This is a genomic window from Pseudomonas brassicacearum (genome assembly GCF_918698105.1).
Classification (GTDB): Bacteria; Pseudomonadota; Gammaproteobacteria; order Pseudomonadales; family Pseudomonadaceae; genus Aquipseudomonas; species Aquipseudomonas brassicacearum_F.
In genome coordinates this window covers 1-25,843 of the sequence record NZ_CAKKMI010000086.1, presented here as the reverse complement: position 1 = coordinate 25,843, position 25,843 = coordinate 1, and the positions used below count along the sequence as shown (strand labels likewise).

General features: G+C 60.9%; 26 protein-coding genes. 5 read left to right on the top strand and 21 right to left on the bottom strand.

What is annotated here, in order from left to right; all coding sequences use genetic code 11:
* Positions 1-274 precede the first annotated feature (274 nt).
* From thiO to LQ215_RS25010, 7 genes are read right to left on the bottom strand one after another with little or no spacing between them, the layout of a single operon-like run.
* Complete coding sequence (thiO, locus tag LQ215_RS25040; protein ID WP_230153056.1) at positions 275-1,375, bottom strand: glycine oxidase ThiO; 1,101 nt, start codon at positions 1,373-1,375, stop codon at positions 275-277.
* Positions 1,376-1,431: 56 nt separating this feature from the next.
* The gene (locus LQ215_RS25035; RefSeq protein WP_230153054.1) at positions 1,432-1,833 is read right to left on the bottom strand and encodes a type IV pilin protein; all 402 of its coding nucleotides are present in this window, start codon (positions 1,831-1,833) and stop codon (positions 1,432-1,434) included.
* 11 nt (positions 1,834-1,844) lie between these two features.
* Positions 1,845-4,946 (bottom strand): pilus assembly protein, encoded by a 3,102-nt coding sequence (locus LQ215_RS25030; RefSeq protein WP_230153053.1) that lies wholly within the window; start codon positions 4,944-4,946, stop codon positions 1,845-1,847.
* Entirely contained in the window at positions 4,933-5,403 is a 471-nt protein-coding gene (locus tag LQ215_RS25025) for a pilus assembly PilX family protein (RefSeq protein WP_436839596.1), read from the bottom strand. Before LQ215_RS25025 ends, LQ215_RS25030 begins: the two co-directional genes overlap by 14 nt.
* 20 nt (positions 5,404-5,423) lie before the next feature.
* Positions 5,424-6,140: a PilW family protein gene (locus tag LQ215_RS25020; protein WP_230153049.1), complete on the bottom strand. Its 717-nt coding sequence runs from the start codon at positions 6,138-6,140 to the stop codon at positions 5,424-5,426.
* A complete protein-coding gene (pilV, locus tag LQ215_RS25015) occupies positions 6,137-6,598 on the bottom strand; it encodes a type IV pilus modification protein PilV (RefSeq protein WP_230153047.1) in 462 nt (153 codons plus the stop codon). The genes LQ215_RS25020 and pilV overlap by 4 nt, the downstream gene beginning before the upstream one ends.
* Positions 6,595-7,068: a GspH/FimT family pseudopilin gene (locus LQ215_RS25010; protein ID WP_230153045.1), complete on the bottom strand. Its 474-nt coding sequence runs from the start codon at positions 7,066-7,068 to the stop codon at positions 6,595-6,597. The genes pilV and LQ215_RS25010 overlap by 4 nt, the downstream gene beginning before the upstream one ends.
* 237 nt (positions 7,069-7,305) lie before the next feature.
* On the opposite strand from LQ215_RS25010, the gene LQ215_RS25005 reads away from it, so the two are divergent.
* A complete protein-coding gene (locus LQ215_RS25005) occupies positions 7,306-7,845 on the top strand; it encodes a GspH/FimT family pseudopilin (RefSeq protein ID WP_230153044.1) in 540 nt (179 codons plus the stop codon).
* Here LQ215_RS25005 and ispH read toward each other — a convergent pair.
* From ispH to murJ, 6 genes are all read right to left on the bottom strand, one after another.
* Complete coding sequence (gene ispH, locus LQ215_RS25000) at positions 7,799-8,746, bottom strand: 4-hydroxy-3-methylbut-2-enyl diphosphate reductase (RefSeq protein ID WP_230153043.1); 948 nt, start codon at positions 8,744-8,746, stop codon at positions 7,799-7,801. The genes LQ215_RS25005 and ispH overlap by 47 nt on opposite strands.
* Positions 8,747-8,951: 205 nt before the next feature.
* On the bottom strand, positions 8,952-9,389 hold the full coding sequence (gene fkpB / locus LQ215_RS24995; protein WP_230153042.1) for an FKBP-type peptidyl-prolyl cis-trans isomerase: 438 nt from the start codon (positions 9,387-9,389) through the stop codon (positions 8,952-8,954).
* The gene (gene lspA, locus LQ215_RS24990) at positions 9,382-9,894 is read right to left on the bottom strand and encodes a signal peptidase II (RefSeq protein ID WP_058544081.1); all 513 of its coding nucleotides are present in this window, start codon (positions 9,892-9,894) and stop codon (positions 9,382-9,384) included. Before lspA ends, fkpB begins: the two co-directional genes overlap by 8 nt.
* Positions 9,887-12,718 carry an isoleucine--tRNA ligase gene (gene ileS / locus LQ215_RS24985; protein WP_230153041.1) on the bottom strand — a complete coding sequence of 944 codons (2,832 nt, stop codon included), beginning with the start codon at positions 12,716-12,718 and terminating at the stop codon, positions 9,887-9,889. Before ileS ends, lspA begins: the two co-directional genes overlap by 8 nt.
* 13 nt (positions 12,719-12,731) lie before the next feature.
* A complete protein-coding gene (ribF, locus tag LQ215_RS24980) occupies positions 12,732-13,670 on the bottom strand; it encodes a bifunctional riboflavin kinase/FAD synthetase (RefSeq protein WP_230153040.1) in 939 nt (312 codons plus the stop codon).
* 129 nt (positions 13,671-13,799) lie between these two features.
* Complete coding sequence (gene murJ, locus LQ215_RS24975; RefSeq protein WP_230153039.1) at positions 13,800-15,338, bottom strand: murein biosynthesis integral membrane protein MurJ; 1,539 nt, start codon at positions 15,336-15,338, stop codon at positions 13,800-13,802.
* Positions 15,339-15,592: 254 nt separating this feature from the next.
* Between murJ and rpsT the strand changes: the two genes are divergently transcribed.
* Entirely contained in the window at positions 15,593-15,871 is a 279-nt protein-coding gene (rpsT, locus tag LQ215_RS24970; protein ID WP_003185593.1) for a 30S ribosomal protein S20, read from the top strand.
* Positions 15,872-16,143: 272 nt separating this feature from the next.
* On the opposite strand, the gene LQ215_RS24965 is transcribed toward rpsT, so the two are convergent.
* The 6 genes from LQ215_RS24965 to rplU form a co-directional block, all read right to left on the bottom strand.
* A complete protein-coding gene (locus LQ215_RS24965; protein ID WP_230153038.1) occupies positions 16,144-18,180 on the bottom strand; it encodes a toxin-antitoxin system YwqK family antitoxin in 2,037 nt (678 codons plus the stop codon).
* 81 nt (positions 18,181-18,261) lie between these two features.
* Positions 18,262-18,717, bottom strand: coding sequence for a CreA family protein (locus tag LQ215_RS24960; RefSeq protein WP_230153037.1), 456 nt, complete (start codon positions 18,715-18,717; stop codon positions 18,262-18,264).
* Between the two features lie 9 nt (positions 18,718-18,726).
* On the bottom strand, positions 18,727-19,845 hold the full coding sequence (gene proB, locus LQ215_RS24955; RefSeq protein ID WP_092333957.1) for a glutamate 5-kinase: 1,119 nt from the start codon (positions 19,843-19,845) through the stop codon (positions 18,727-18,729).
* 267 nt (positions 19,846-20,112) lie between these two features.
* Entirely contained in the window at positions 20,113-21,336 is a 1,224-nt protein-coding gene (gene cgtA / locus LQ215_RS24950) for an Obg family GTPase CgtA (RefSeq protein ID WP_003205736.1), read from the bottom strand.
* Between the two features lie 190 nt (positions 21,337-21,526).
* Entirely contained in the window at positions 21,527-21,784 is a 258-nt protein-coding gene (gene rpmA, locus LQ215_RS24945) for a 50S ribosomal protein L27 (RefSeq protein ID WP_003205738.1), read from the bottom strand.
* A gap of 35 nt (positions 21,785-21,819) precedes the next feature.
* Positions 21,820-22,134, bottom strand: a complete 315-nt coding sequence (gene rplU / locus LQ215_RS24940) for a 50S ribosomal protein L21 (RefSeq protein ID WP_003176051.1) — start codon at positions 22,132-22,134, stop codon at positions 21,820-21,822.
* Between the two features lie 239 nt (positions 22,135-22,373).
* Here rplU and LQ215_RS24935 point away from each other — a divergent pair, with 239 nt between their 5' ends.
* From LQ215_RS24935 to LQ215_RS24925, 3 genes are all read left to right on the top strand, one after another.
* Positions 22,374-23,342 carry a polyprenyl synthetase family protein gene (locus LQ215_RS24935; protein WP_230153036.1) on the top strand — a complete coding sequence of 323 codons (969 nt, stop codon included), beginning with the start codon at positions 22,374-22,376 and terminating at the stop codon, positions 23,340-23,342.
* 188 nt (positions 23,343-23,530) lie between these two features.
* Entirely contained in the window at positions 23,531-23,872 is a 342-nt protein-coding gene (locus tag LQ215_RS24930) for a zinc ribbon domain-containing protein YjdM (protein WP_003205741.1), read from the top strand.
* A 205-nt stretch (positions 23,873-24,077) separates the two neighbouring features.
* Positions 24,078-24,335, top strand: coding sequence for a PA4570 family protein (locus tag LQ215_RS24925; RefSeq protein WP_230153035.1), 258 nt, complete (start codon positions 24,078-24,080; stop codon positions 24,333-24,335).
* A 134-nt stretch (positions 24,336-24,469) separates the two neighbouring features.
* Here LQ215_RS24925 and LQ215_RS24920 read toward each other — a convergent pair whose 3' ends face one another.
* The gene (locus LQ215_RS24920) at positions 24,470-25,087 is read right to left on the bottom strand and encodes an FKBP-type peptidyl-prolyl cis-trans isomerase (protein WP_003205746.1); all 618 of its coding nucleotides are present in this window, start codon (positions 25,085-25,087) and stop codon (positions 24,470-24,472) included.
* 204 nt (positions 25,088-25,291) lie between these two features.
* Positions 25,292-25,780 carry a TIGR00645 family protein gene (locus LQ215_RS24915; RefSeq protein ID WP_014340287.1) on the bottom strand — a complete coding sequence of 163 codons (489 nt, stop codon included), beginning with the start codon at positions 25,778-25,780 and terminating at the stop codon, positions 25,292-25,294.
* Positions 25,781-25,843 lie beyond the last annotated feature (63 nt).

Sequence of the window (25,843 nt, the reverse complement as noted above, 5' to 3'; positions counted from 1 at the left end):
GTGGGCATCCCGGCATGGATGCCGGGATAGCCGCGCTGGGCCATGGATGGCCCTTCGCGGCGGCCCACGGAGCAATGCCGGAGTGAGGGCATGCCGAGCCTAGGCGAGGCACCGAGTGGTGGGGCAAGAGCGTTTTGCTTACTTTTGCGCTTTTCAAAAGTGAGCCGCCGTCAGGGCGGAACCCTAAGTAGCCGTTACCGCAGCAATGGATATGTACTCGATCAACACACCACCATCGCGCGAGCAAACCCACTCCCACAGAAAAAACCGGACCTTACAACCGCCCCGCCGGCGCATAAGGCGCAGGATCAATCACCGGCGCCCGCCCCAACATCAAATCCGTAAACAACTGACACGACGCCGGCGCCAACACCAGCCCATTGCGATAATGCCCACAGTTCAACCACAACCCAGCAACCCCCGGCACCTCGCCGATATAGGGAATGCCTTCAGGCGACCCAGGCCGCAACCCAGCCCAATGCCCAACCACCTCGGCACCGCCCAACGCTGGAATCAGTTGCTGGGCCGAAGCCTTCAGGCTCTCCAGCGCAACCTCAGTCGGGGTCTTGTCAAAACCTTCGCGCTCCAACGTACTGCCAACCAGAATATGCCCATCACGACGCGGAATCGCGTAACGCCCCTTGGCCAGGACCATGCTCGACAGAAAATCCGACGCGCACTTGTACAGAATCATCTGGCCCTTGACCGGCTCGACCGGCAACTTCAAGCCCAAGGTCTTGAGCAACTCGCCACTCCAGGCACCGGCGGCCAGTACTACCTCATCGCCACGAATTTCTCCGGCAGAACTGTGCACACCCACCACACGCCCACCGTCGCGAATGAACCCACTGACTTCGCAATGCTCATGAAGCGTGACGTTCGGCATCGCCAGCAAGGCAGCCTTGAGGGACTTCACCAACCGCGGATTACGCACGTTGGCCACGTCGGCCATGTAGATCGCCCGGGTAAAACCCGCGCCCAACACCGGCACGGCATCGTGGACAGCCGAGATATCCACAGCCCGCATCGGGCGCCCTTCCCGCTCGGCCCAGGCCAGCGCTTCGTCCTGATCGTCCAGGTCCAGCCAATACAGACCGGTGACATGCACTTGCGGATCGACCCCGGTGGCGGCGAACAAACGCTCGCCCAGCTGTGGATAAAAATCCTGCGACCAATGGGCCAGCGCCGTGACCGCCGGGCTGTAGCGCCAGGGGTACAACGGCGACACGATACCGCCGCCGGCCCAGGACGATTCCTGGCCGACACTGGAACGGTCCAGCAACACCACACGCTGCCCTTCGGACGCCAGATTGAACGCCGTCAGCAGGCCAATGACTCCGCCGCCGACAATCACCACTTGCTGTTGCCTGGTCATGTTCTGATTCGACTCATAAGACAGAGGGCGCAAGACCGCGCCCGAATAAAAGAAACTCAGCGGCCCCAGCAATCCTTGGCGGTCACCCCGGCTGCGGCATTCTCGATGCTTCGTACCCCGGTATTGGTGATCTTGAAGTCACCGCATTTGTCCGTCGCCATGGACGAGCCAGTCCTGCGCACAGCGGTCAGGATGAAGCTCTGGTCCGTTGGTACCAGGCTAATGGTGTAGAAATCGTTGCCGCTGCTCAGGCCAGTCGCATTGGTGTAGACGTTATTCTTCGAGTAATAGCGTTCGAGAATCTGCGCCTGCTCCGATAACAGCCCGGCGATTTCAGTACGCCGGCCCTTCTTCATGTATTCGGTCAGGCTCGGATAGCCGATGGTGATCACGATACCGATGATCGCAATCACGATCATGATTTCGATCAAGGTGAAACCCCGGTTGGATCTGCGCATGCCTTGCCTCTTCATTGTATTTGTCGCCACATGATGCGACGGCTGCCGCCCACGGATTTTTCCAGCAGCTCGGTGATGTTGCCGCTGGAGTCGTTGACGATCATGTTGGTGGCCCCGCTGGCGGCGACGACGGCGCTCAAGGTCGGGATACCGCCCGTGAAGACCACCCCGCTGGAAATCGTGTCAGTGCTGTTGATCGTGCCGTCACCGTTGGTATCGAGCACCGCATAATTGAGCATCTTACCGTTGAACGCATCCAATTCGATCAGTTTGCCGGTACCGAAGCTGGCGCAAGGGTCGGTGGTGTCCACGGCGGCCGTGGTGAAGACCACGCGCCCGCTCACCAGATTGGCCGGGTTGATCACCCGCTCCCCGGTCAGCGCATTGTTGTACACCAACGGCAGGTACCAACCCTTTTTCGTCGGATAAGCCACATCGGTCTGGCTGGTGGTCACGAACTGCCCCGTGCTGCCTGAGAACACCCCCGTGATCGACTGGGCCTGCAGGCTCGACACGGTGATTTGCCCGGCACCGCCGGTGGCGTCCCATATCGAGTAGAACCCTTGCAGGTCCTTGTTGAGCTTGTCCGCCGCTTCGTTGAACTTGCCGGTACCGAAAAACACTTGGGTGCCGCCCTGGGGATTGTCTGCCAGCAGCGGTTGAACGGTGATCGGCTGGGTCGCGCCACCGGGGGCGGTGAACAACGGCTGGCCGGCAAACGCCACCCCCCACGCAGTCGGGGAAGTGCCACTGAGATCGAACTTCCACATCCGCCCTTTCAAGTCGCCCCCGTACGCTGCCTGCACCACGTTCTGGGAATTGACCCGCAGCTTGACCGACGACAGGCCGTTATCGGTTTCGCTGCTGTTGATGACGATTTTCCTGATCAACGAACCGTCGCGAATGTCCACCACGTACAGCGCCGCGACACCGCTGTTGCTGCCGTAGCCGTTGGAGATGAACGCCGCCCAGCGCCCATCCGCCAGGCGGGCGACTTCGGGTCGGGCGTAGGCGTAGCCCAGGTCATTGAAGGCATTGCTCGTGTTGGCAACGGCTGGCGCGCTGATTTCCCACAACGCCCGAAACGCATTGCCCGCCGCCGCATCGAACAGCTGGACCGCGAAGAACGTCTTGCCTCCGGCGCCCGTGCCGCCGACGGCCACCGTCTTCCAGGCGCTCCCCGACTGTGTATCGAATACGCCGATCTGCCCATCCACCAAGAACTTGTGGCTCACGCCATTGACGTAGTTGGTGTTGGCAATGTTCTGCAGCGAGGGCAGCACACTCGACGGCATATAGGCGTAACGCCGCGTACCGTTAGTGCTGTTGATGACACTGAAAAAACCGTCGTTGGCGTTCACCACCAGGTTGGCGCTCATGTTCGCCGCCTTGGTCGTCAAGTACGTGCTGTAGCTGGTGTCGTTGAGCAAATCCGCGGCGGTCTGTTCATTCGGTGATGCCAGCACCAACGGCGAATTGATGATGTCCCCCAGCAACACACTGCGTACCTTCAAGCCGGTCTTATTGACGCCCTTGCTCCATTCCACCAGGTCATTGCCGGTGATGCCCGTGGGCAGGTTCTGGCTGAGGTTGGTTTGCTGGGCCGGTGAGAAGTTAGCGTAGGCCAGGGTGACCGGCACGTTGGTCGCGGTATTCCACGACTGATAAATCGGCGCCGCGGCGCCGGGCACGATAGCCGTGTCGGTAGTCCATTGCACCGCCGCCCTGTTGACCGTGCCTGCCGAGGTGAAGCCGAACGCCCGGATTGTCCCGCGCCAGTCCTTGGGGTCATAAGTGGTCTGGTAGTAACTGGAGGTGCTGGACACCGTAGCAGCGTTGGTCGTGCCGGCGCCCCCGGATCCGGCCTTGGAGGTGATGTCGCTCAAGGCGGAGGCCAACGCTGAGTTCAGGCCTTCGCTGTCGCTCGCCTGGTAATACTTGCCTGCACCGTAGCGGGCGGCGTCGGACAGCATCGGGTTGCTGGCGGTAAAACCCACGGTGTAGGTGTTCAGGTATTGCCGAGTGAAATCCGTGGCGTTCCAGCTCTGGCCGGTGGCGTCGGTGCCGGTGGAGCGCATGTCGATGTCGAAGGCGAACTTGGCGATGTCGTCCAGGTACAGCGTATCGCCCTCGCCGTCGCCACTGGGGTTGTCGCCATCGTTGCTGCTGATGCCATCCCAGTTCGGCAGCCGCGAGCCGCCCAATGGGTCGTTGGTGGGGAACGTCCGGTCATAGGTGGGTAACCCGTCGGTGATCACCACACCGAAGTTCTTCTGGCAGCGGTACTGGATCGGGCTGGTATAGGTGGTCGGCGTGCTGTTGTAGTACGGCGCCATGCCCCTGAAATAGCGGGTGACTTCGTAATAGCTCTCGGCCAGCGGCGTATTCGCCACAGCGCCCAGACCGTTGATGGCGTTGATCAGGGCGCTGTAGTTGCTGTTGGCCTGGGTCTGGGTCACGCTGCCGCTGACCGGCGACAGGTCACTGACTGAACGGGCGATGTAGCCTCCAGGACCGGAGTTGCTGCTGTTGGGAGGATTGAACGTAGCGAGGCCAATGCGTAAGGCGCGGTTGCTGGTGACCAGGTCATTGGACACATCCCGTGCCACGTTGATTCGAAAGTCATTGGGTATCGTGCCGGTGGTGAAGTCCCGGTTCGAGCCGTTGGCCAGGGTCAGCAGATAGGCCAGGTACTTTGTGGTGTAGCGGGTATTGCCACCGCCCACCGGGTCCGGCAAGCGCAGGCAGACCCGGCCAAGGTTGCCTCGATAAAAGCCGTACCAGCCACTTGAACAGCCTCCGCGCAACAGGCTGACCAGCAAAACGTTCCCATCGTCTGGATCCAGTTGTACACCGCTGGAACAACCACTGCTGGAACTGCAGTTGTAAACAGCTGGACGCGACACTGTCGGATCAAACCCCGCCGCCCAGATAATGTTGTTCATGCTCCCCGAATCATCGATCAGCAGCATGACGTTCGGCGTGACCGCAGCCGCACTCAACAGTGGTGAATCCGAAGGCGTGAACGCATAGGCCGGGGTCGTCAGATAGAGGCTGAGCAACACCCCCCACAACATGGCTATCCAGCCACGGCGAGCCTCAGTATTTCGCATAGATACTCTCCACCACGCTGCGCTGGTTATTGCCCACCACCGCCACCGCCGTGATCCGGTACAGCGTCGCCGAGGTATTGACCGGCACGTTGACTGCCGCAAGCGTAGTGCCGATGTTCTGCACGCCATAAAACCCGCCGGCAGCGGCAACCCACAGCACCCCCGAAGATGAATAACGCCCTGCCGCGTTAACGGTCGCCGACTCAGGCGGCGGCGCGCATTGGATCGTGGTGGTACAGGCTGGCAAGGAATAGGTCTCGACCTGCACCGCACTCTCACCCATCCTCAGCGCAGCCTCGGCAATCTGGAAGGACTGGTTGCGCTGCATGACGCTGCTGGTCATTTTTTCCTGGAGGGTGGCGCTCTGCATCGACGACAGGCCGATCAGCGTCAGCAGCAACAGGAAAACCAGGCTGACCAGCAGTGCCATGCCACGCTGGCGATGCTTGAGATCCATCGAACTCATCGATCGCCCCCTCATAGAAGCCGGTTGCGCAAGGCGGCAACCACATTGAAGGTCTGCTCGCGCACCGTGTTCCTTGGATCAAAGAGCGTCAGGCTCAGGCGCACGCTGCGGATCAGTGCCGGGTCTGCCGGGTTGCCGGTGTAGCTCGACGCTGCGATGTCCGTGGCGCTGGCGGCCACGCCGAACGTCACGTCGAAGGCCCGCACGTTGTCCACCAGCACCGACAGGGTCGGCGGATTGCCGGTGCCGCTGCCCAACAGCAATTGGTTGTTGTTGAAGCTGTAGACCAGTCGCCGGATCGGGAAGGCCAACTGCCCCGCCGCTGGCACCCGTGCGTTCGAGTAGGCCGTCGCCGAGGTACGGCAATCGGAGACGACGGTCCAGGTCGGCAGGCTACCGCCCCCCCCAATGTCCGCGGTGACCAGGGTCAATCTCCGGTTGGCGTTATCCCACCGGATTGGCGTGGTCTGGCTGGTAGCAAAACTATTATCCGTTGAAGCATCGATGATGGTCGCCAGGCAGCCGAACATGCCCACCATGCGAATTTCCTGGACCATTTTGCTCAAGGCAAACCGCGCGTCCTCCTGAATCACCGCGGCGGCATTCTGGCTGACGTAGGTATTTTTGGCGGCAATGAAAATCTGCACGACACCCAGCACGACGATCAGGCTGAGCACCAGCGCGATCATCAACTCGATCAGGCCAAAACCGCGACTGTGCCGGTTCATGGCGGCGTCCCCACCGGATCGACAGCGACACGGCTGGTCAGCACGAAGCTGCGCCGTGCCTCGGCGGCGTTGGTGGTGTTGGCGGCCCGGGCGTCGTCCCAGGCAATGGTGATGGTGTAGACCCGCTGGTTCAGCGCAATGGTGCCAGTGGCCGTGGCGCCGCCGAAGGCAATGATGTTGGTCTTGAAATCGTAGAGGTCCTGGTCCCGGGCCACGTTGAGGTTCGGCGAGCTGGGCGGTGTGATGGTGTAGTCGGCGCTGGAGTTGGCGCGAATGCGGTCCAGCAGGTCGTAGGCAATGAAACTGGCCTGGCTGGTCATGCGCGAACTGTCGGTGTACTTGAGCGCATTGAGCTGGATCATCGCCGCCCCCAGCAAACCGACGCCGAGAATCAGCACCGCCACCAGCACCTCGATCAACGTCATGCCGGCCTGCGCCCTTTTACTGCAACCCTTCATCCGCAACTTCCACCCAATACGATTCTTCCATTGAGGCAAACACTCAGCGTCCTGCTCTGCGCCCCGCGTACATAATTGAAACTCACCGGCGTGGCCGGTGCCGACAACCCGCCGAGGTTGTTGAAATCAATGTTAGTCACGTCTGAGGTTAGCGTCAGAGTCGCGCCGCTGCTCATTGCTGGAACAACCCGCAATATATTGGGCGACGAGCCAGTACTGTCATACACCGTCAGTTCGCCGCTCCAGACACTACCCTGGGTAGTGGGGCGAATTCGTGTGGTGATACCCCGGTCGATCGCCTCCATCCGGGCGAAGTTCAGCGCCCGGCGCAAGTCGCCGATGTCGGTATCGGCCTTGGTGCTCTGCAGCGAGCCGGTGAATGACGGCACCGCCATGGTGATCAGGATCAGCAGCACGCCAAGGGCCACCAGCACCTCGATCAGCGTGAAACCTTTTGTACGAAGATCCATCGATGCCCTCCGTTGCCGTCGGCTATACCTGCTTCTACACGCTAGAACAAACCACCGTCTGTGGCGAGGGAGCTTGCTCCCGCTCGGCCGGGCTGGCGCTCCAGCGCGTAGCGGCCGCTATTTTTGGGGCTGCTGCGCAGCCCAGCGGGAGCAAGCTCCCTCGCCACGGTATGCGTCCTACCACACTGAGCTCCTTGCACAGTAGCGCCGTTTCACATGCTCCAGGGAGGAGATGTCATGCACCAACAGGGCTTCAGCCTGATCGAACTGCTCATGGGACTGGCAATCGCCGCAATTGTTCTGCCGTGGGCCGGTTCGAGCTACAAAGAGCTGATCGAATCCATCGAACGCGAGGACACCGCGCAGTTGCTGATCAGCGGGTTGCGCCTTGCCCGCGGCGAAGCCATCACGCGTAACCGCAGCGTATTGATACAAGGAATAGACAATGACTGGGGCAAGGGCTGGCGGATCATGCTGGACAACAAGGAGAAAACCTTGCTGATGGAACGCACCGCAAGCGCTCGTGTGATCGGCAACCAGCCGATGAGACGCAGGGTGAGGTTCGGCAACCAGGGGGAGGCCCTGTACCCCAGCGGCGCCTTCCAGGCCGGCAGGCTGCATGTCTGCGCCAAACGCGGGCCGGTCAGCCACCATCAAGTGATACTGGCGCCCTCCGGCCGCGTCCACCTGGAAAGCGTCGAGGCCGAGCAGGCGCTGTGCGAGAAAGGACTTAAAGCAAGGGGCGCACGCGCAACTCTTTCGGCATCGAGAACGTGATGTTCTCCTCGCGACCGGCCAGCTCATCGGCACCGGTTGCGCCCCAGGCCTGCAATTGCTGGATCACGCCGCGCACCAGCACTTCCGGCGCGGAAGCACCGGCGGTGATGCCGATGCGCTCGACGCCATCGAACCAGCTGCGTTGCATGTCCTCGGCACCGTCGATCAGGTAGGCCGGGGTGGACATGCGCTCGGCCAGCTCACGCAAGCGGTTGGAGTTGGAGCTGTTCGGGCTGCCGACGACCAGCACCACATCGCATTCGTTGGCCAGTTGCTTGACCGCATCCTGACGGTTCTGGGTGGCGTAGCAGATGTCATCCTTGCGCGGGCCGCCGATGGCCGGGAAACGGGCGCGCAGGGCGTCGATCACACGGCTGGTGTCGTCCATGGACAGGGTCGTTTGGGTGACAAAAGCCAGGCTCTCGGGGTTGCGAACCTGCAGGGCCGCCACGTCTTCCTCGTCTTCGACCAGGTAGATCGCACCGCCATTGCTGGCATCGTATTGGCCCATGGTGCCTTCGACTTCCGGATGGCCTTCATGACCGATCAGGATGCATTCGCGACCATCACGGCTGTAGCGCGCCACTTCGATATGCACCTTGGTCACCAGTGGGCACGTCGCGTCGAAAACCTTAAGGCCACGGCCGGCGGCTTCGGTGCGTACTGCCTGGGAAACCCCGTGGGCACTGAAGATCACGATGACGTCGTCCGGTACCTGGTCCAGTTCCTCGACGAAAATCGCCCCGCGGCTACGCAGGTCTTCGACGACGAATTTGTTGTGGACCACTTCGTGGCGCACATAGATCGGCGGCCCGAAGACTTCCAGGGCGCGGTTGACGATTTCGATCGCCCGGTCCACACCGGCGCAGAAGCCACGGGGGTTGGCGAGTTTGATTTGCATGCTGTGCCTCGTGTCTTGCGCGCAAGAATTGAATGCTTGCCTGTTAATCGAGCGAAAGGCCCGAAAACAATGGAGATCCCATGTGGGAGCGAGCTTGCTCGCGATGGCGATGGGGCAGTCACCCCTGGACTAAAAGTGTCTCCGCAATCGCGAGCAAGCTCGCTCCCACAGTAAATCGAGTGGCAGCAGGAACTGCCTGTAAACCTTAAACCGCCTTGACCTCAAGGATCTCCACCTCGAAGGTCAAGGTCTTGCCCGCCAGCGGATGGTTGAAGTCCACGGTCACCTGGGCGTCGTCGAAAGTCTTCACCACACCCGGCAGCTCGGTATTGGCCGCGTCGTTGAAGATCACCAGCAGCCCCTCCGACAGCTCCATGTCCTGAAACTGGGAGCGTGGCATGGTCTGCACGTTTTGCGGGTTGGGCTGACCAAAGGCGTTTTCTGGCGGTACGACCACGGTGCGCTTGTCGCCGGCCTTGAAGCCGAAGATCGCCGCTTCGAAGCCTGGCAGCAGGTTGCCGTCACCGACCTTGAACACCGCCGGAGCCTTGTCGAAGGTGCTGTCGACGGTGTCACCGTTTTCCAGGTGCAGGGCGAAGTGAAGCTTCACTTCAGTGTTTTGAGCGATACGCTGCTCAGTCATGGACGGCTTCTCCGGTTTTCTTGCTCTTGAACATGTCCAGGGCGAGCATCACGGCGCCCACGCTGATGGCGCTGTCGGCAAAGTTGAACGCCGGGAAATACCAGCGGTTCTGCCAATGCACCAGGATAAAGTCGATGACATGGCCCAGGGCGATGCGGTCATAGAGGTTGCCCAAGGCCCCACCGAGCACCAAGGCCAACGCCACGGCCAGCCAGGTCTCATTGCGCCCCAGGCGCTTGAGCCAGACCACCAGCACGGCGCTGACCACGACGGCAATCAGGGCGAACAGCCAGCGCTGCCAGCCGGAACTGTCGGCCAGGAAACTGAATGCCGCCCCGGTGTTGTAGGCCAGGGTCCAGCTGAAGTAATCAGGAATGATCACGATCTGCTGGTACAGGGTCAGCGAGTTCTCGAAGTAGTACTTGCTGGCCTGGTCGATGACCAGTACCAGCACACTCAACCAGAGCCAGCCCAGCCGCCCGAAGCGGCCCGCCGCGTTAGGCATAATGACGAACCTCACCGGTGCCGCTGATGTTGTCGACGCAACGACCACAGATTTGCGGATGCTCCGGGTTCACGCCGACGTCTTCGCGGCAGTGCCAGCAACGGGCGCACTTGGTGTGGTTCGACTTGACGATCTTCAGCTTCAGACCGCTGACTTCAGTGGTCACCGCATCGACCGGCGCCTGCACGAAAGGCGCGACGCTGGCGGTGGAGGTGATCAGCACGAAGCGCAGCTCGTTGCCCAGCTTGGCCAGATCGGCACTCAGGGCGTCTTCGGCGTAGAGGGTCACTTCGGCCTGCAGGTTGCCACCGACGACCTTGGCCGCGCGCTGGATCTCCATTTCCTTGTTGACCGCCGCCTTGACCGCCATCACGCGATCCCAATACGCACGGTCCAGCTCGAAGCCTTGCGGCAGTTCGGTCAGGCCTTCGTACCAGGTGTTGAGCATCACCGACTCGTTACGCTCGCCCGGCAGGTACTGCCACAGCTCGTCGGCGGTGAACGCCAGGATCGGCGCGATCCAGCGCACCAGCGCCTCGCTGATGTGGAACAGCGCGGTCTGGCACGAGCGACGGGCCTTGCTGTTGGCGCCGGTGGTGTACTGGCGGTCCTTGATGATGTCGAGGTAGAAACCACCGAGCTCCTGCACGCAGAAGTTGTGGATCTTGGAGTAGACGTTCCAGAAGCGGTATTCGCCGTAGTGTTCCTGCAACTCGCGTTGCAGCAACAGGGTACGGTCCACGGCCCAACGGTCCAGCGCGAGCATTTCTTCGGCCGGCAGCAGGTCGGTGGCCGGGTTGAAACCGGTCAGGTTGGAAAGCAGGAAGCGCGCGGTGTTACGGATCCGCCGGTAGGCGTCCGCGCTGCGCTGCAGGATCTGCTCGGAAACGGCCATCTCGCCGGAATAGTCGGTGGAGGCCACCCACAGGCGCATGATGTCGGCGCCCAGTGTGTCGTTGACCTTCTGCGGCGCGATCACGTTGCCCAGGGACTTGGACATCTTGCGACCGGACTCGTCGACCGTGAAGCCGTGGGTCAGCAACTCGCGATACGGCGCGTGGTTGTCGATGGCGCAACCGGTCAGCAGCGACGAGTGGAACCAGCCGCGGTGCTGGTCCGAGCCTTCCAGGTACAGATCGGCACGCGGGCCGCTCTCGTGGCCCATCGGGTGCGAACCGCGCAGCACGTGCCAATGGGTGGTGCCGGAGTCGAACCAGACGTCCAGGGTGTCGCTGATCTTGTCGTACAGCGGCGCTTCGTCACCCAGCAGCTCGGCGGCATCCATCTTGAACCAGGCTTCGATGCCTTCGGACTCGACGCGCTTGGCAACTTCGTCCATCAGTTCGACGGTGCGCGGGTGCAACTCGCCGCTTTCCTTGTTCAGGAAGAACGGGATCGGCACGCCCCAGTTGCGCTGGCGGGAGATGCACCAGTCCGGGCGGTTGGCGATCATCGAGTGCAGGCGCGCCTGGCCCCAGGCCGGTACGAACTGGGTTTCTTCGATGGCTTTGAGCGAACGCTGGCGCAGGGTGTCGCCGCTGGCCGGCTGCTTGTCCATGCCGATGAACCACTGCGCGGTGGCGCGGTAGATCAGCGGGGTCTTGTGGCGCCAGCAGTGCATGTAGCTGTGTTCGATGACGGTGGTGTGCAGCAGCGCGCCGACTTCGGTCAGCTTGTCGACGATGGCCGGGTTGGCTTTCCAGATGAACTGGCCGCCAAAGAACTCCAGCGACGGTGCGTACACGCCATTGCTCTGCACCGGGTTGAGGATGTCGTCGTTGACCATGCCGTATTTCTTGCAGGTCACGAAGTCGTCGACGCCATAGGCCGGCGCGGAGTGAACCACGCCAGTGCCTGCGCCCAGCTCCACGTAGTCGGCCAGGTACACCGGCGACAGGCGGTCATAGAACGGATGACGGAAATTGATCAGCTCCAGCGCCGAACCTGGTGCGGTGGCGACCACCGAACCTTCGAGGTTGTAGCGGGCCAGGCAGGATTCGACCAGTTCTTCGGCCAGCACCAGCAGCTTGTCGCCGACGTCGACCAGGGCGTAGTTGAATTCCGGGTGGACGTTCAGCGCCTGGTTGGCCGGGATGGTCCACGGGGTGGTGGTCCAGATCACGATCGACGCCGGCTTGGCCAGCTTGCCCAGGCCAAAAGCAGCGGCGAGCTTGTCTTCATCGGCGATCGGGAACGCGACGTCGATGGTCGAGGACTTCTTGTTCTCGTACTCGACTTCCGCCTCGGCCAGGGCCGAACCGCAATCAAAGCACCAGTTCACCGGCTTGAGGCCCTTGAACACGAAGCCGCCCTCGACGATTTTCGCCAGGGCACGGATTTCGCCGGCTTCGTTCGCAAAGTTCATGGTCTTGTACGGGTTGGCGAAGTCGCCCAGCACGCCGAGGCGGATGAATTCGGACTTCTGCCCTTCGATCTGCTCGGTGGCGTAGGCACGGCACAGTTCGCGGGTCTTGTCCGCGCCCAGGTTCTTGCCGTGGGTCACTTCGACCTTGTGCTCGATCGGCAGGCCGTGGCAGTCCCAGCCCGGGACATACGGCGCATCGAAACCCGACAGGGTCTTGGAGCGGATGATCATGTCCTTGAGAATCTTGTTCAGCGCGTGACCGATGTGGATCGTGCCGTTGGCGTACGGAGGGCCGTCGTGCAGGACGAACTTCGGACGATCCTTGCCAATTTCGCGCAACTTTCCGTACAGGCCAATGCTGTCCCAACGCTGCAGAATCTGTGGTTCGCGCTGAGGCAGGCCGGCCTTCATTGGGAAGGCGGTGTCCGGAAGGTTTAGCGTGGCTTTATAGTCGGTCATTTAAGGCTCTTCATTAGCGATTGGCGCTGGTTGCGACAAGGGCACGGGCGGCGGCGATATCTGCATGGATCGCCGTCTTGAGCGCCTCCAGAGAGGCAAAACGCTGCTCTTCACGCAGCTTATGGTGGAAAACCACCGTCAAACGCCGGTCATACAGATCGCCGGCAAAATCCAGAACATGTACTTCCAGGTGGGCCTTGCCATCACCCTGGACCGTGGGTCGCACGCCGATGTTGGCAACGCCGGGCCAGGTCTTGCCGTCGATCTCGACACTCACCAGGAACACCCCGGTGAGCGGCACACGGCGACGCTTGAGTTGCACGTTGGCCGTTGGCGTGCCCAATTGGCGCGCCAGCTTCTGCCCGTGCAGGATCCGTCCGGCAATCCGGTACGGCCGGCCGAGCAAGCGCTCGGCCAATTCGAAGTCGCCTGCCGCCAGGGCATTGCGGACATGGGTGCTGCTGACGCGCAAGCCGTCGATCTCGACAGTCTGCGCTGCTTCGACGGTAAAACCCCGGGCGATACCGGCCTGTTGCAAGTAATCGAAATCCCCGGACCGGTCGCAACCGAAACGGAAATCATCGCCGACTTCCAGATGCTTCACATCGAGACCGTCCATCAAGATGGTATCGACGAATTCGGCGGCACTGAGCTGGCTCAGGCGCTGGTTGAAGGCCAGGCACAGGACCCGGTCGACACCTTCGGCGGCCAGCAGTTGCAGCTTGTCCCGCAACCGGGCCAGACGGGCCGGGGCAGTGTCCGGAGTAAAAAATTCCCGCGGCTGCGGCTCGAAGATCACTACGCAGCTGGGCACGCCCAATTCCAGCGCGCGCTCGCGCAGCCGCGCCAGGATAGCCTGGTGGCCACGGTGAACACCGTCAAAGTTGCCAATAGTGGCGACACAGCCCCGATGTTGGGGGCGCAGGTTGTGGAGGCCTCGAACCAGCTGCATAACGCGCTTCTTGCTCATAAAGTGGCCGATTATAACCACACCCGGCGGCCAACGACAGGCAACACCGTAAGCCAAAGTGATCGAACCGACAAAACCGCTGCCCGGCCCAGGATTATCGGAGCAAAACCCTCAGCTCAAGGCCTTGCGATTGAAGTCACGCAGACGGAACCCCATCAGCAGCAACATGCCGAAATACGCCACCACGCCGGCAACCACCAGCGCCCCCAGGCGCAGGAAACGCTCGATCATCTGCCCTTCGCCCCAAGCCGGCATGAAATGCATCGCCCCCAGCAACACCGCCGACATCACCGCCACGGCGACCACCAGCTTGAGGCCGAACTTGCCCCAGCCCGGCTGCGGTTGATACATCTTCTGCTTGCGCAACTGGTAAAACAGCAGCCCGGCGTTGAGGCACGCGCCGGCGCTGATCGCCAGGGCCAGGCCGGCGTGGGCCAACGGGCCGATGAGCAGCAGGTTGAACAATTGCGTCATCACCAGGGTGAAAATGGCGATTTTCACTGGCGTGCGAATGTTCTGCTGGGCATAGAACCCCGGCGCCAGCACCTTGATCACGATGATCCCGAGCAGGCCCACCGAGTAAGCGATCAGCGCACGCTGGGTCATCAAGGCGTCGAAGGCATTGAACTGGCCGTATTGGAACAGCGAAACCGTCAGCGGCTCAGCCAGGATTCCCAGGGCCAGGGAACAAGGCAAGACCAGCACGAAACACAGGCGCAGGCCCCAGTCGAGGATGCGCGAGTACTCCTGGCGGTCCTGACTGGCGTAGGTCTTGGCCAGGGTTGGCAGCAGGATCGTGCCCAGGGCCACACCCAGCACGCCGGACGGCAATTCCATCAAGCGGTCGGCGTAATACATCCACGACACCGAGCCGGCCACCAGGAACGAGGCAAAGATGGTGTTGATGATCAGGGAAATCTGGCTCACCGACACCCCGAGGATCGCCGGCAACATCTGCTTCATCACCCGCCACACGCCGCTGTCGCGCAGGTTCAGCCGTGGCAGGACCAACATGCCGATCTTTTTCAGGTGCGGCAGTTGATAAAGCAATTGCGCCAGGCCACCTACGAGCACCGCCCAGCCGAGGGCCATCACCGGCGGATCGAAATATGGCGTCAGGAACACCGCGAACACGATCATGCTGACGTTGAGCAGGGTCGGCACAAAGGCCGGTACGGAAAAGCGATTCCAGGTATTGAGGATCGCCCCGGCCAGGGACGACAGGGAAATCAGCAATATATAAGGAAAGGTCACCCGCAGCAGGTCCGAGGTGAGCTGGAATTTTTCCGGGGTGTCGGTGAAACCCGGGGCCGTGGCCCAGATCACCCACGGCGCGGCGAGCATGCCGGCCGCCGTGACCAGCGCCAGCACCAACGTCAGCAGGCCAGTGACGTAGGCAATGAACGTACGGGTCGCTTCGTCGCCCTTCTGGCTTTTATATTCCGCCAGGATCGGCACAAAGGCCTGGGAGAACGCCCCCTCGGCGAAGATCCGCCGCAGCAGGTTGGGCAACTTGAAGGCGATAAAGAAGGCGTCGGTGGCCATCCCGGCGCCGAATATCCGTGCGATCAACGTATCGCGAACGAACCCCAGGATGCGGGAAAGCATCGTGATAGAGCTGACGGCGGCCAACGATTTGAGCAGATTCATGAAAAGAGTTTTTGCCTGTCGATAAACAGCAGGCGAACAACGCGCCCACTTGTGCGATACTCCGCGCCGCTAAACAGTGCAGAGCCAAAGCCCGCGAGTTTACAGGTCGCACGCCGGAAAGAAATCCTTCGGTGCGCAGCACCTGCCATTCAGCGGAACGCGTCACCCGCCCTTGACAAGACTTCAACTCATCGGCATGATTCGCGGCCTATTTTGTTTGCTATTTCCCAAAAAGTCTTTCGAGGAGCTCGACGGTGGCCAACACACCTTCCGCCAAAAAACGTGCAAAACAGGCTGAGAAGCGTCGCAGCCACAACGCCAGCCTGCGTTCCATGGTCCGTACCTACATCAAGAACGTAGTCAAGGCCATCGACGCAAAAGACGCTGAAAAAGCTCAAGCTGCTTACGTTCTGGCTGTGCCAGTTATCGACCGCATGGCCGATAAAGGCATCATCCACAAGAACAAGGCTGCTCGCCATAAGAGCCGTTTGAATGGCCACGTAAAGGCCCTGAACGTTGCCGCTGCTGCCTAAGCGACGCGCTCGTTAAAAAACCGACCTCAGGGTCGGTTTTTTATTGCCTGCGATTTATCCCTAACCAGAACACCCCTCCCACGCTGGATCTTCAGCAGGCATAAATTTAGTGCCCAACACAAATCCCCTGTGGGAGCGAGCTTGCTCGCGATGGCGGTAGGCCAGATGACTGCGATGGTGACTGTGCCGCCATCATCGCGAGCAAGCTCGCTCCCACACTTGGATCTGCGGCGATTTCCAATTTAATGAACCCGCAAACCCCAGCAGAAACCCTACTCGCCAAAATTGAAAACCACCGGCTTGGGCGGAGGACAGCCTCCCGGCGGTGGGAAATTCTGCACGCCCGCCTCGTCGTAGCCGGTGTAACAACCCACTATCTTGTCATCCTTGAAGTTCATGCGGCGCTCAACCACACCTGTCGGGTAGTAGTAGACCGTCTCCCCTTCGCGCTTGGCGTACGAGTAGTCCTTGTATTCGCGCCCCTCGACCGTTATCAGGCGAAAGCCCTGCTTGGCCTCGGAGAACTTCAACTGGCCATTGGGGTAGTACTCGTTACGAGTCACACGATCATCAGACCCCAACAACACCTCCCGGACCTTGCGCCCGTCCTGGGTATGGCGGGCGCTTTGCTCATTACCGAACAGGTAATCACTCTCCGAGTCGAAATGCCCGTTGTTGAAAGCCCCGCGCTGCTTGCCGCAAAGCTTGATACGGGTGTATTTCCCATCAGGCACGTGGCAATAGTTCCTGTCCGCGATCAACACCCCAGTCGCATCAAATGACTGCACGTTACCAATGGGCCCATCCCCCTCGTACGTTGCCACCGTATCGGGCTGACCATTGGGGTGATAGAGACGAAAGGCGCCCTCTCGCGAACCATGGCGCCACGAGATATCCGAAAGCAGCACGGCACCGTCATCGGTGTAGGTCAGCGCCCGCCCCTCGATCTGGCCGTTGGCATAGTTGGCCGAATAGGTGAGCTTGCCATTGGCCGCGTAGGTTTCTTTCAAGCCATCCAGCACACCCGCGCGGTAATGCTCGACGAGCCGCAACACACCCGCGGCATCCACTTCGCGCAATTCGCCTTGCTTCTTGTCAGCAACAAAATCCACAGCCTGGACACCACCGCCGTCCATTCTCAAGGTCCAACGACCTTCCCGGACGCCCCGCACATAACGCCCCTCACCCCAAGGCATTATCCAGTCCCCGTGCTGCTGCCCCGCCACAAAATCGCCGCGCTGGACAACCTCCCCATGACGCACGCGCTCGGAGGGCCCGTCGAAATCACCGTGTTTGTAAGTATCGAAGCCAGACATCTGCTCTTCATCGTCACGCGCCTCGATCGTCCAGCGCCCCTCATAGAAGTCATCGACGATCATGCCCTTGGAAACCGTACCCCCATCACTGACGACCCACAGCCCCTGGCGCAGTCCATCCACATAGGTGCCGGTGGACGCGTAGCCCGACTCGTCGAACTCCGCCCACTTGCCCGACCTCTTGCCCTGGACATAGACACCCAGCGCCCAGAGCCGCCCATTGCCCAAGGCCGCCCAGGCCCCATCCTCGGAACCCTGGTACACCTTCGGATCAGTTTCCCAAGCCATCCTGCTGACACGATAGGCAGAACCCACATCCTCATCCTGAGGCGGCACGCGCTCGTAAGTCAGCGTGAGCCAGCGCCCTTCGCGCTGCTGGAAAGTCTTTTTGTAGGTGTCGCGATGAGGATCCTCTGGCGATTGCCCCACTGACGCCGGAACACCGTCGACGCCAAAGTAGCCCACCAGCGTGCCACTCGCAGGCTGCAGCGTGTCGAACTCGGCGACACCGGTCTTGGGCAACACAGCGCTGTAATCGTAGGGCGGTAACTTGCCCAGCTCTTTCTGGACCAGCGCGGCAGTGAGGACCTTGCGATCAGCGGCGATACGATCCAATACCGGCTGCAACGTCTCGAGCCGGCGATACCCGCCAGTGGACGGCACGAACCGATAGCCATGAAGAGCGTACTGCCCCTTTGCCCGTGACAGCACGACCAGTGTCTGGAGAGCACTGTCGAGGCTGGCGTAGAACACCGACTCGACACTCGCATCGCCATACCTGTCGAGCACTTGCGGGACGCCATCCGGCGAATCACACAGGCATGAGTAGCCTACGACACCCTCGGCTTCGCGGATAAATGCCAGCGTCGCCCCACTCTCCTGGGAAGTTTTTATCAGCGGATGGGCCAGGGATTTTTCGCTATAAAACGGCTCAGCCAAAGCCCCGACCGAGACCGAACAACCCAATACAAACAGCAGCAAAAACGCACGCATACGAATCCCTTCGCGCCAAAAGCACAACAAATCCATGGAGATAAAAAAAGCGAGCCGATCGGCTCGCCCGTCATTCGCGACTTAACGCCAAGGCAAGATCGGAATAGCCGTCACCGCGTTCTGCGGGCTGCCCTCGATCACGCGATCGCTGTAGACCAGGTACACCAGGGTATTGCGCTTCTTGTCGAGGAATCGCACCACTTGCATGGTCTTGAACACCAGGGACGTGCGCTCCTTGAACACTTCTTCGCCGTCCTTGAGCTCACCCTTGAAGCTGATAGGCCCGACCTGGCGGCAGGCAATGGACGCCTCGGCACGATCCTCGGCCAGGCCCAGGCCGCCCTTCACGCCGCCGGTCTTGGCCCGCGACAGGTAACAGGTCACGCCCTCCACCTTGGGATCGTCGAACGCCTCGACCACGATCCGATCGTTCGGCCCGACAAACTTGAACACCGTCGACACTTGGCCAATTTCTTCGGCCGAAGCCAGCAGCGGCACCGCCAACAGCAAGCCGATCAATCCTTTTGCCAAACCCATGATTTTTCCTTAGACGAGGATCAGGTTGTCACGGTGAACCAGCTCAGGCTCCGCCATGTAACCCAACAGACCGACAATCGCATCAGACGACTGACCGATGATTTTCTGCGCTTCCAGCGCGCTGTAGTTGGCCAGCCCCCGGGCGATCTCGCGACCGTCCGGCGCCACGCACACGACCATTTCGCCCCGGCGGAAACTGCCTTGGACCAGCTTCACACCCACCGGCAGCAGGCTTTTGTTGCCCTGGGACAAGGCCGCCACCGCGCCGGCATCCAGTACCAAGGTGCCACGAGTCTGCAGATGCCCAGCCAGCCACTGCTTGCGCGCCGCCAACATGCCGCGCTCCGGGGAGAGCAAGGTGCCGATGCGCTCGCCGGCTTTCAGGCGGTCCAGCACCCGTTCCAAGCGCCCACCCACGATGATGGTGTGAGCCCCGGACCGCGCCGCCAGACGCGCAGCGCGCAGCTTGGTCTGCATGCCGCCACGGCCCAGCGCACCACCCGTGCCACCCGCTACCGCGTCCAGCGCCGGATCGTCGGCGCGGGCTTCGTAGATCAGCTTGGCGTCGGGATTGTTGCGCGGATCGGCATCGAACATGCCGTCGCGATCGGTGAGGATCACCAGCAGATCCGCCTCCACCAGGTTTGCCACCAGTGCGGCCAGGGTGTCGTTATCGCCGAAACGGATCTCGTCGGTGACCACCGTGTCGTTCTCGTTGATCACCGGGATGACCTTGAGCTCCACCAACGCGCGCAAGGTACTGCGGGCATTGAGGTAGCGCTTGCGGTCGGACAGGTCGTCATGGGTCAGCAGGATCTGCGCCGTATGGCGCCCGTGCTCGGCGAAGCTTGATTCCCAAGCCTGCACCAGGCCCATCTGGCCGATGGCGGCGGCGGCCTGCAGCTCATGCATCGCGCTGGGTCGCGACGTCCAGCCCAAACGGCTCATACCGGCTGCCACAGCCCCCGAAGAGACCAATACCAGCTCGACGCCAGCCTCGTGCAAGGCCACCATCTGCTCGACCCACACCGCCATCGCCTGGCGATCCAGGCCCTTGCCATCCGCTGTCAGCAGTGCGCTGCCGATCTTCACGACCCAGCGCCGCGCACCCGTCACCTTGCTCCGCATCATCTTCAACCTTTGCCAGCGAACGGCGCGACCCAGCGCCGCCCATGGGATTATTCGTATTTGCGTTTTACAGATACCAAAACGCCGCTCGAATGAGCGGCGCCTTGGAAACCGGCTGGCAGCGATGATAACACTGCGCCGAAACACTTGAACCTGTGGGAGCGAGCTTGCTCGCGATTGCATGGGGTCAGCAATCTTGATACCGGCTGTCACACCGCTATCGCGAGCAAGCTCGCTCCCACAGGCCTTGGTTTCAACTGAGCAGCATCAGTCGCGGACGTAGATGATTTCCGGACCGTCTTCGTCATCCACATCTTCTTCGTCCCAATCGTCGTCACCGATGTCATGAACCGACTTGACGCCACTGCGACGCAGGGCACGCTGGTCGTCCAGCGCCTGCAACTGGGCACGGGCCTCGTCTTCGATACGCTGATCGAGCTCGGCCAACTCTTCCTTGTAGGCCGGATCGTTGGCCAGGCGGTCGGCGCGATCTTCCAGGTAACGCATGATGTCGTGGCACAAGCGCTCGGTGCCTTCTTTGGCGATGGCCGAGATCACGTAGACCGGGCCTTCCCACTCCAGGCGATCGACGATCTCCTTGACCCGCTCCTCATGCTCTTCTTCAAGGATCTGGTCGCATTTGTTCAGCACCAGCCAACGGTCACGCTCGGCCAGGGCCGGGCTGAACTTGGTCAGCTCGTTGACGATGACTTCGGCGGCATCGGCGGCACTGGTTTCATCCAGCGGCGCCATGTCCACGAGGTGCAGCAACAGACGGGTACGGGACAAGTGCTTGAGGAAACGAATCCCCAGGCCTGCACCCTCGGAAGCCCCTTCGATCAAGCCTGGAATGTCGGCGATCACGAAACTCTTCCAGCGGTCGACGCTGACCACGCCCAGGTTCGGTACCAGGGTGGTGAACGGGTAATCGGCCACTTTCGGCTTGGCCGCCGACACCGAGCGAATGAAGGTACTTTTACCGGCGTTCGGCAGGCCCAGCAGGCCCACGTCGGCCAACACTTTCATTTCCAGCTTCAGGTCACGCTGCTCGCCTGGCTTGCCTGGCGTGGTCTGGCGCGGTGCACGGTTGGTACTGGATTTGAAACGGGTGTTGCCCAGGCCGTGCCAGCCGCCGTGGGCGACCAGCAGACGCTGGCCGGCCTTGGTCAGGTCGCCAATCACTTCCTGGGTGGCGGAGTCGATCACCGTGGTGCCGACCGGCACGCGCAGGATCAGGTCTTCGCCCTTCTTGCCGGTGCAGTCGGTGCTGCCGCCGTTGGAACCACGCTCGGCATCGAAGTGCCGGGTGTAACGGTAGTCCACCAGGGTGTTGAGGTTTTCGTCGGCGAGCATGTAGATCGAGCCGCCGTCGCCCCCGTCACCGCCGTTCGGGCCACCGTTTTCAATGAACTTTTCCCGACGGAAACTCATGCAACCATTGCCGCCGTCGCCGGCCTTTACTCGAATCGATACTTCATCAACAAACTTCATGACACACGCCTCTCGCCATACGGACGAGCCAAAAAAACAAGACATAAGACTCTTGCAAAAATGAGCGCAGCGACCTGATGACACGCCCCAACCGCAGCGCCGACAGCCCATACAAACAGTTTTGCAAGAGACTCACCCCACAAACGAAAAAGCCCCGTCGCAAGACAGGGCTTTTCCAGCGGTCTCGCAATTAAGCTGCGATAACGCTTACGTAACGACGACCGAAGGCGCCTTTTACTTCGAACTTGATCACGCCTTCGACTTTAGCGAAGAGGGTGTGATCTTTACCCATGCCCACGCCGTAGCCAGCGTGGAATTGGGTGCCGCGCTGACGCACGATGATGTTGCCTGCTTTGATAGCCTGGCCGCCATACATCTTCACGCCAAGGCGTTTGGCTTCTGAGTCGCGACCGTTACGGGTACTACCACCAGCTTTTTTGTGTGCCATGAGTTCAATTCTCCTAGTGAGGAATTAGGCTGAAATTAAGCCTGAATACCGGTGATTTTGATCTCGGTGTACCACTGGCGGTGGCCCATACGCTTCATGTGGTGCTTACGGCGACGGAACTTGATGATGCGGACTTTATCGTGACGACCTTGGGAGATCACTTCAGCCACAACGGTAGCGCCAGCAACGACTGGAGCGCCGATATTCACGTCATCGCCATTGGCGACCAACAGAACGCGATCAAAAGTCACGGATTCGCCGGTAGCGATTTCCAGTTTCTCGATCTTCAGGTATTCACCTGGGGCGACCTTGTATTGCTTGCCACCAGTAACAATTACTGCGTACGACATGGTATTTCTCCGATAATCCTGCTCACCCAGCGCTTTATAAGAAGAGGTATTGGCTGGCATGGCTGCATGGGCTGGAAGGCCCTAATGCAATTGCGTAAGGCAGGTGCTGCCCAGGAAGTTCAGGGTGCGCGATTGTACGCAAGCCAAGAGAGCCTTGCAAGTAGCCGTCCATCGCGCCTTGACAGGCCTGGGTGGGGGTCCTAGCATGCCGCGCAACCCTTCTGGAGCACCTGTCGCTGATGCAACCCCAAGCTTTCTACCGCGCGGTGGCGGACGATTTTAGCGCCGTCGACGGCATCATCAAGAAGCAGCTGACTTCCCGAGTGCCGCTGGTATCGAAAATCGGCGACTACATCACATCGGCCGGCGGTAAACGCCTGCGGCCTTTATTGGTGCTGTTGTGCGGCAAGGCCCTGGGTCGCGAAGGCGACGACATGCGCCTGCTGGCCGCCACCATCGAATTCCTGCACACCGCGACCTTGCTGCACGACGACGTGGTCGACATGTCCGGCATGCGGCGTGGCCGTTCGACCGCCAACGCCATGTGGGGCAATGCTCCCAGCGTGCTGGTGGGCGACTTCCTGTATTCGCGCTCGTTCGAAATGATGGTCGAGCTGGGCTCGATGCCGGTGATGAAAATCCTGTCCCAGGCCACGCGCATCATCGCCGAAGGCGAAGTGCTGCAGTTGTCCAAGGTGCGCGATGCCAGCACCACCGAAGAAACCTACATGGAAGTCATCCGCGGCAAGACCGCGATGCTCTTCGAAGCCTCGACCCACAGCGCCGCCGCCCTGGCCGGTGCCAGCGCCGAGCAGAGCGAAGCGCTGCGCACCTTCGGCGATCACCTGGGCGTGGCCTTCCAGCTGGTGGACGACCTGCTCGACTACAAGGGCGACGCCGAGACCCTGGGCAAGAACGTCGGTGACGACCTGGCCGAAGGCAAGCCGACCCTGCCGCTGATCTACACCATGCGCGAGGGCACGCCTGAACAGGCGGCACTGGTCCGCCAGGCGATCCAGAAAGGTGGGATCGAAGACCTGGAAAGCATTCGTGTCGCGGTCGAAGCGTCCGGCTCGCTGGACTACACCGCGAAACTGGCCTGTGACTACGTCGCCCGCGCGATCAAATGCCTCGACGCCCTGCCGGCCAGCGAATACCGCGATGCGCTGGTGGAGTTGAGCGAGTTTGCGGTGGCTCGCACCCATTGATGGCATGAAGCCCCTGTGGGAGCGAGCTTGCTCGCGATAGCGTTGGGTCGGTAAGCTTGATGCTGATTTGCAGACCGCTATCGCGAGCAAGCTCGCTCCCACAAGGGTATTTCACTGCCCTGCCCTTCGCGGCCTAAAACCCTATATAATGTGCGCCCTTTTGCCCTCCTGATACCCAAGGAACCTTAGTGAGCACGTTGCCTCCCTGCCCGAAATGCAATTCCGAATACACCTACGAAGACGGTACTCAACTGGTCTGCCCGGAGTGTGCCCACGAATGGTCCGCCAGCGGCGAAGCTGAAACAGTGTCCGACGATACCGTGAAGAAAGATTCGGTCGGCAATGTCCTGCAGGACGGCGATACCATCACCGTGATCAAGGACCTCAAGGTCAAGGGCACGTCGCTGGTGGTCAAGGTCGGCACCAAGGTCAAGAACATCCGCCTGTGCGATGGCGACCACGACATCGACTGCAAGATCGACGGCATCGGCCCGATGAAACTCAAATCCGAGTTCGTAAGAAAAGTCTGATCCTGCTGTATTCCATCCCATGCCCCGCGTGTGGGATGGAGCTTCGCCCTCTCTGCTTCGACCCCATTTCTCGGACGTTAGCCAAATGCCAGCCGTCCTGAGCTGCCATAACCCATCGTCAGAAAAACAATCGCAACGCCAATAGAGACTTGCTATTTAGCGAATAAGAATTATTCTCATCAAACCCATCAAGGAGATGAGAACCATGACTTATTTGATCGATGCCTGGCTGGACCGCCCACAGCCCTACCTCAGGATCCTGCATCGGGAAACCGGGGAAGTCTGTGCGGTGCTTGAAGAAGAAGCCTTGAGCGAGCTGCAGGACCAGGGGGATCTGGACCTCAACAGTCTCAATTCCAGCGAACCGTTGGTACTCAAGGAACTGGTGCGCAATCTGTTTCTGTTCTGCTACGCCCGGGCGTTGCGCCCGACGGGTGAATTCAGCGGCAGGTTCCACGGATGAGCGTAGAAATCATGTGGGAGCGAGCTTGCTCGCGATGGCGGTGTATCAGTCACGAAAGTGTCGACTGACAGTCCGCTTTCGCGAGCAAGCTCGCTCCCACAGTTTTTTGTCCAGCAGTAAAACCGGGCAGGGTCTTACAGAACGTCCAACAACTCGACGTCAAACACCAGCACGCTGTGCGGTGGAATGCTGCCAACGCCTTGAGCGCCGTAAGCCAGTTCGCTCGGCACGTACAGGCGCCATTTGCTGCCGGCGTTCATCAGTTGCAGGGCTTCGGTCCAGCCTGGGATCACGCCGCCTACCGGGAATTCGGCTGGCTGGCCACGATCGTAGGAGCTGTCGAACACAGTGCCGTCGATCAGGGTGCCGTGGTAATGGGTACGCACCTGGTCTTCACGGGTCGGCTTGGCGCCTTCGCCCTGGGTCAGCACTTCGAATTGCAGGCCGGACGCCAGGGTGGTGATGCCTTCACGCTTGGCGTTTTCGGCCAGGAACGCACGGCCTTCGCCAGCGGCGGCTTCAGCCTTGGCAGCGGCTTCGGCTTGCATGATTTCACGGATGACCTTGAAGCTGGCGGACATCTCGTCCTGGCCCACGCGGCTTGGCTTGCCGGCGAACGCGTCGGTCAGGCCGGCCAGGATCGCGTCCAGGCTCACGCCCGGTGGCGGGTTGTCGCGCAGTTGGTCGCCCAACTGACGGCCAATGCCGTAGCTGACGCGGGTTTCGTCGGTGGACAGGTTAACTTCGGACATGATGCTGCTCCGCTGTGCGGACGGCTCGAGAGTTGCCGTGCGTGACACAGCGCCTCCCGGAGCGCCCGGAACCAAAAAGGGCGAGCAGACTAGCACAGATGCCACCGCGGGTGACGAGCCCCTGCGCCAAAGCAAGCCGCCAGAAACGACAACGCCCGCCTGCAATTCTAGAGGCGGGCGCTGCGCCAGCGCGGTGAACGGACCTCAGTGCTTGGTCAGTTTGTCCAGGTAGCCCATGGCAAATGCCGAGACCACGAAAGTCATATGGATGATCACGTACCACATCAGGTGCTCGGGATCGACGTTCTTGGCGTCCATGAAAATGCGCAGCAGGTGGATGGAGGAAATGGCCACGATCGAGGCAGCGACTTTCATCTTCAGCGATGAAGAGTCCATGGTGCCCAGCCAGTTGAGCTTTTCCTTGTCGTCGGCGATGTCCAGTTGCGAGACGAAGTTCTCGTAGCCGGAAATCATCACCATCACCAGCAGGCCGCCCACCAGCGCCATGTCGATCAACGACAGCAGCACCAGGATCAGGTCGGACTCGGCCATGGAAAACACGTTGGGAATGACGTGAAAGACTTCCTGGAAGAACTTCAGCGCCAAGGCCAACAGGCCCAGGGACAGACCGAAGTAGATCGGCGCCAGCAGCCAACGGGAGGCGTACATTGCGTTTTCGATAAAGCGTTCCATTGAATCTCACACCAGGGCTGAAAAATCGCGGCGAGTATATCAGCCACGACCGCCCCCACAAAT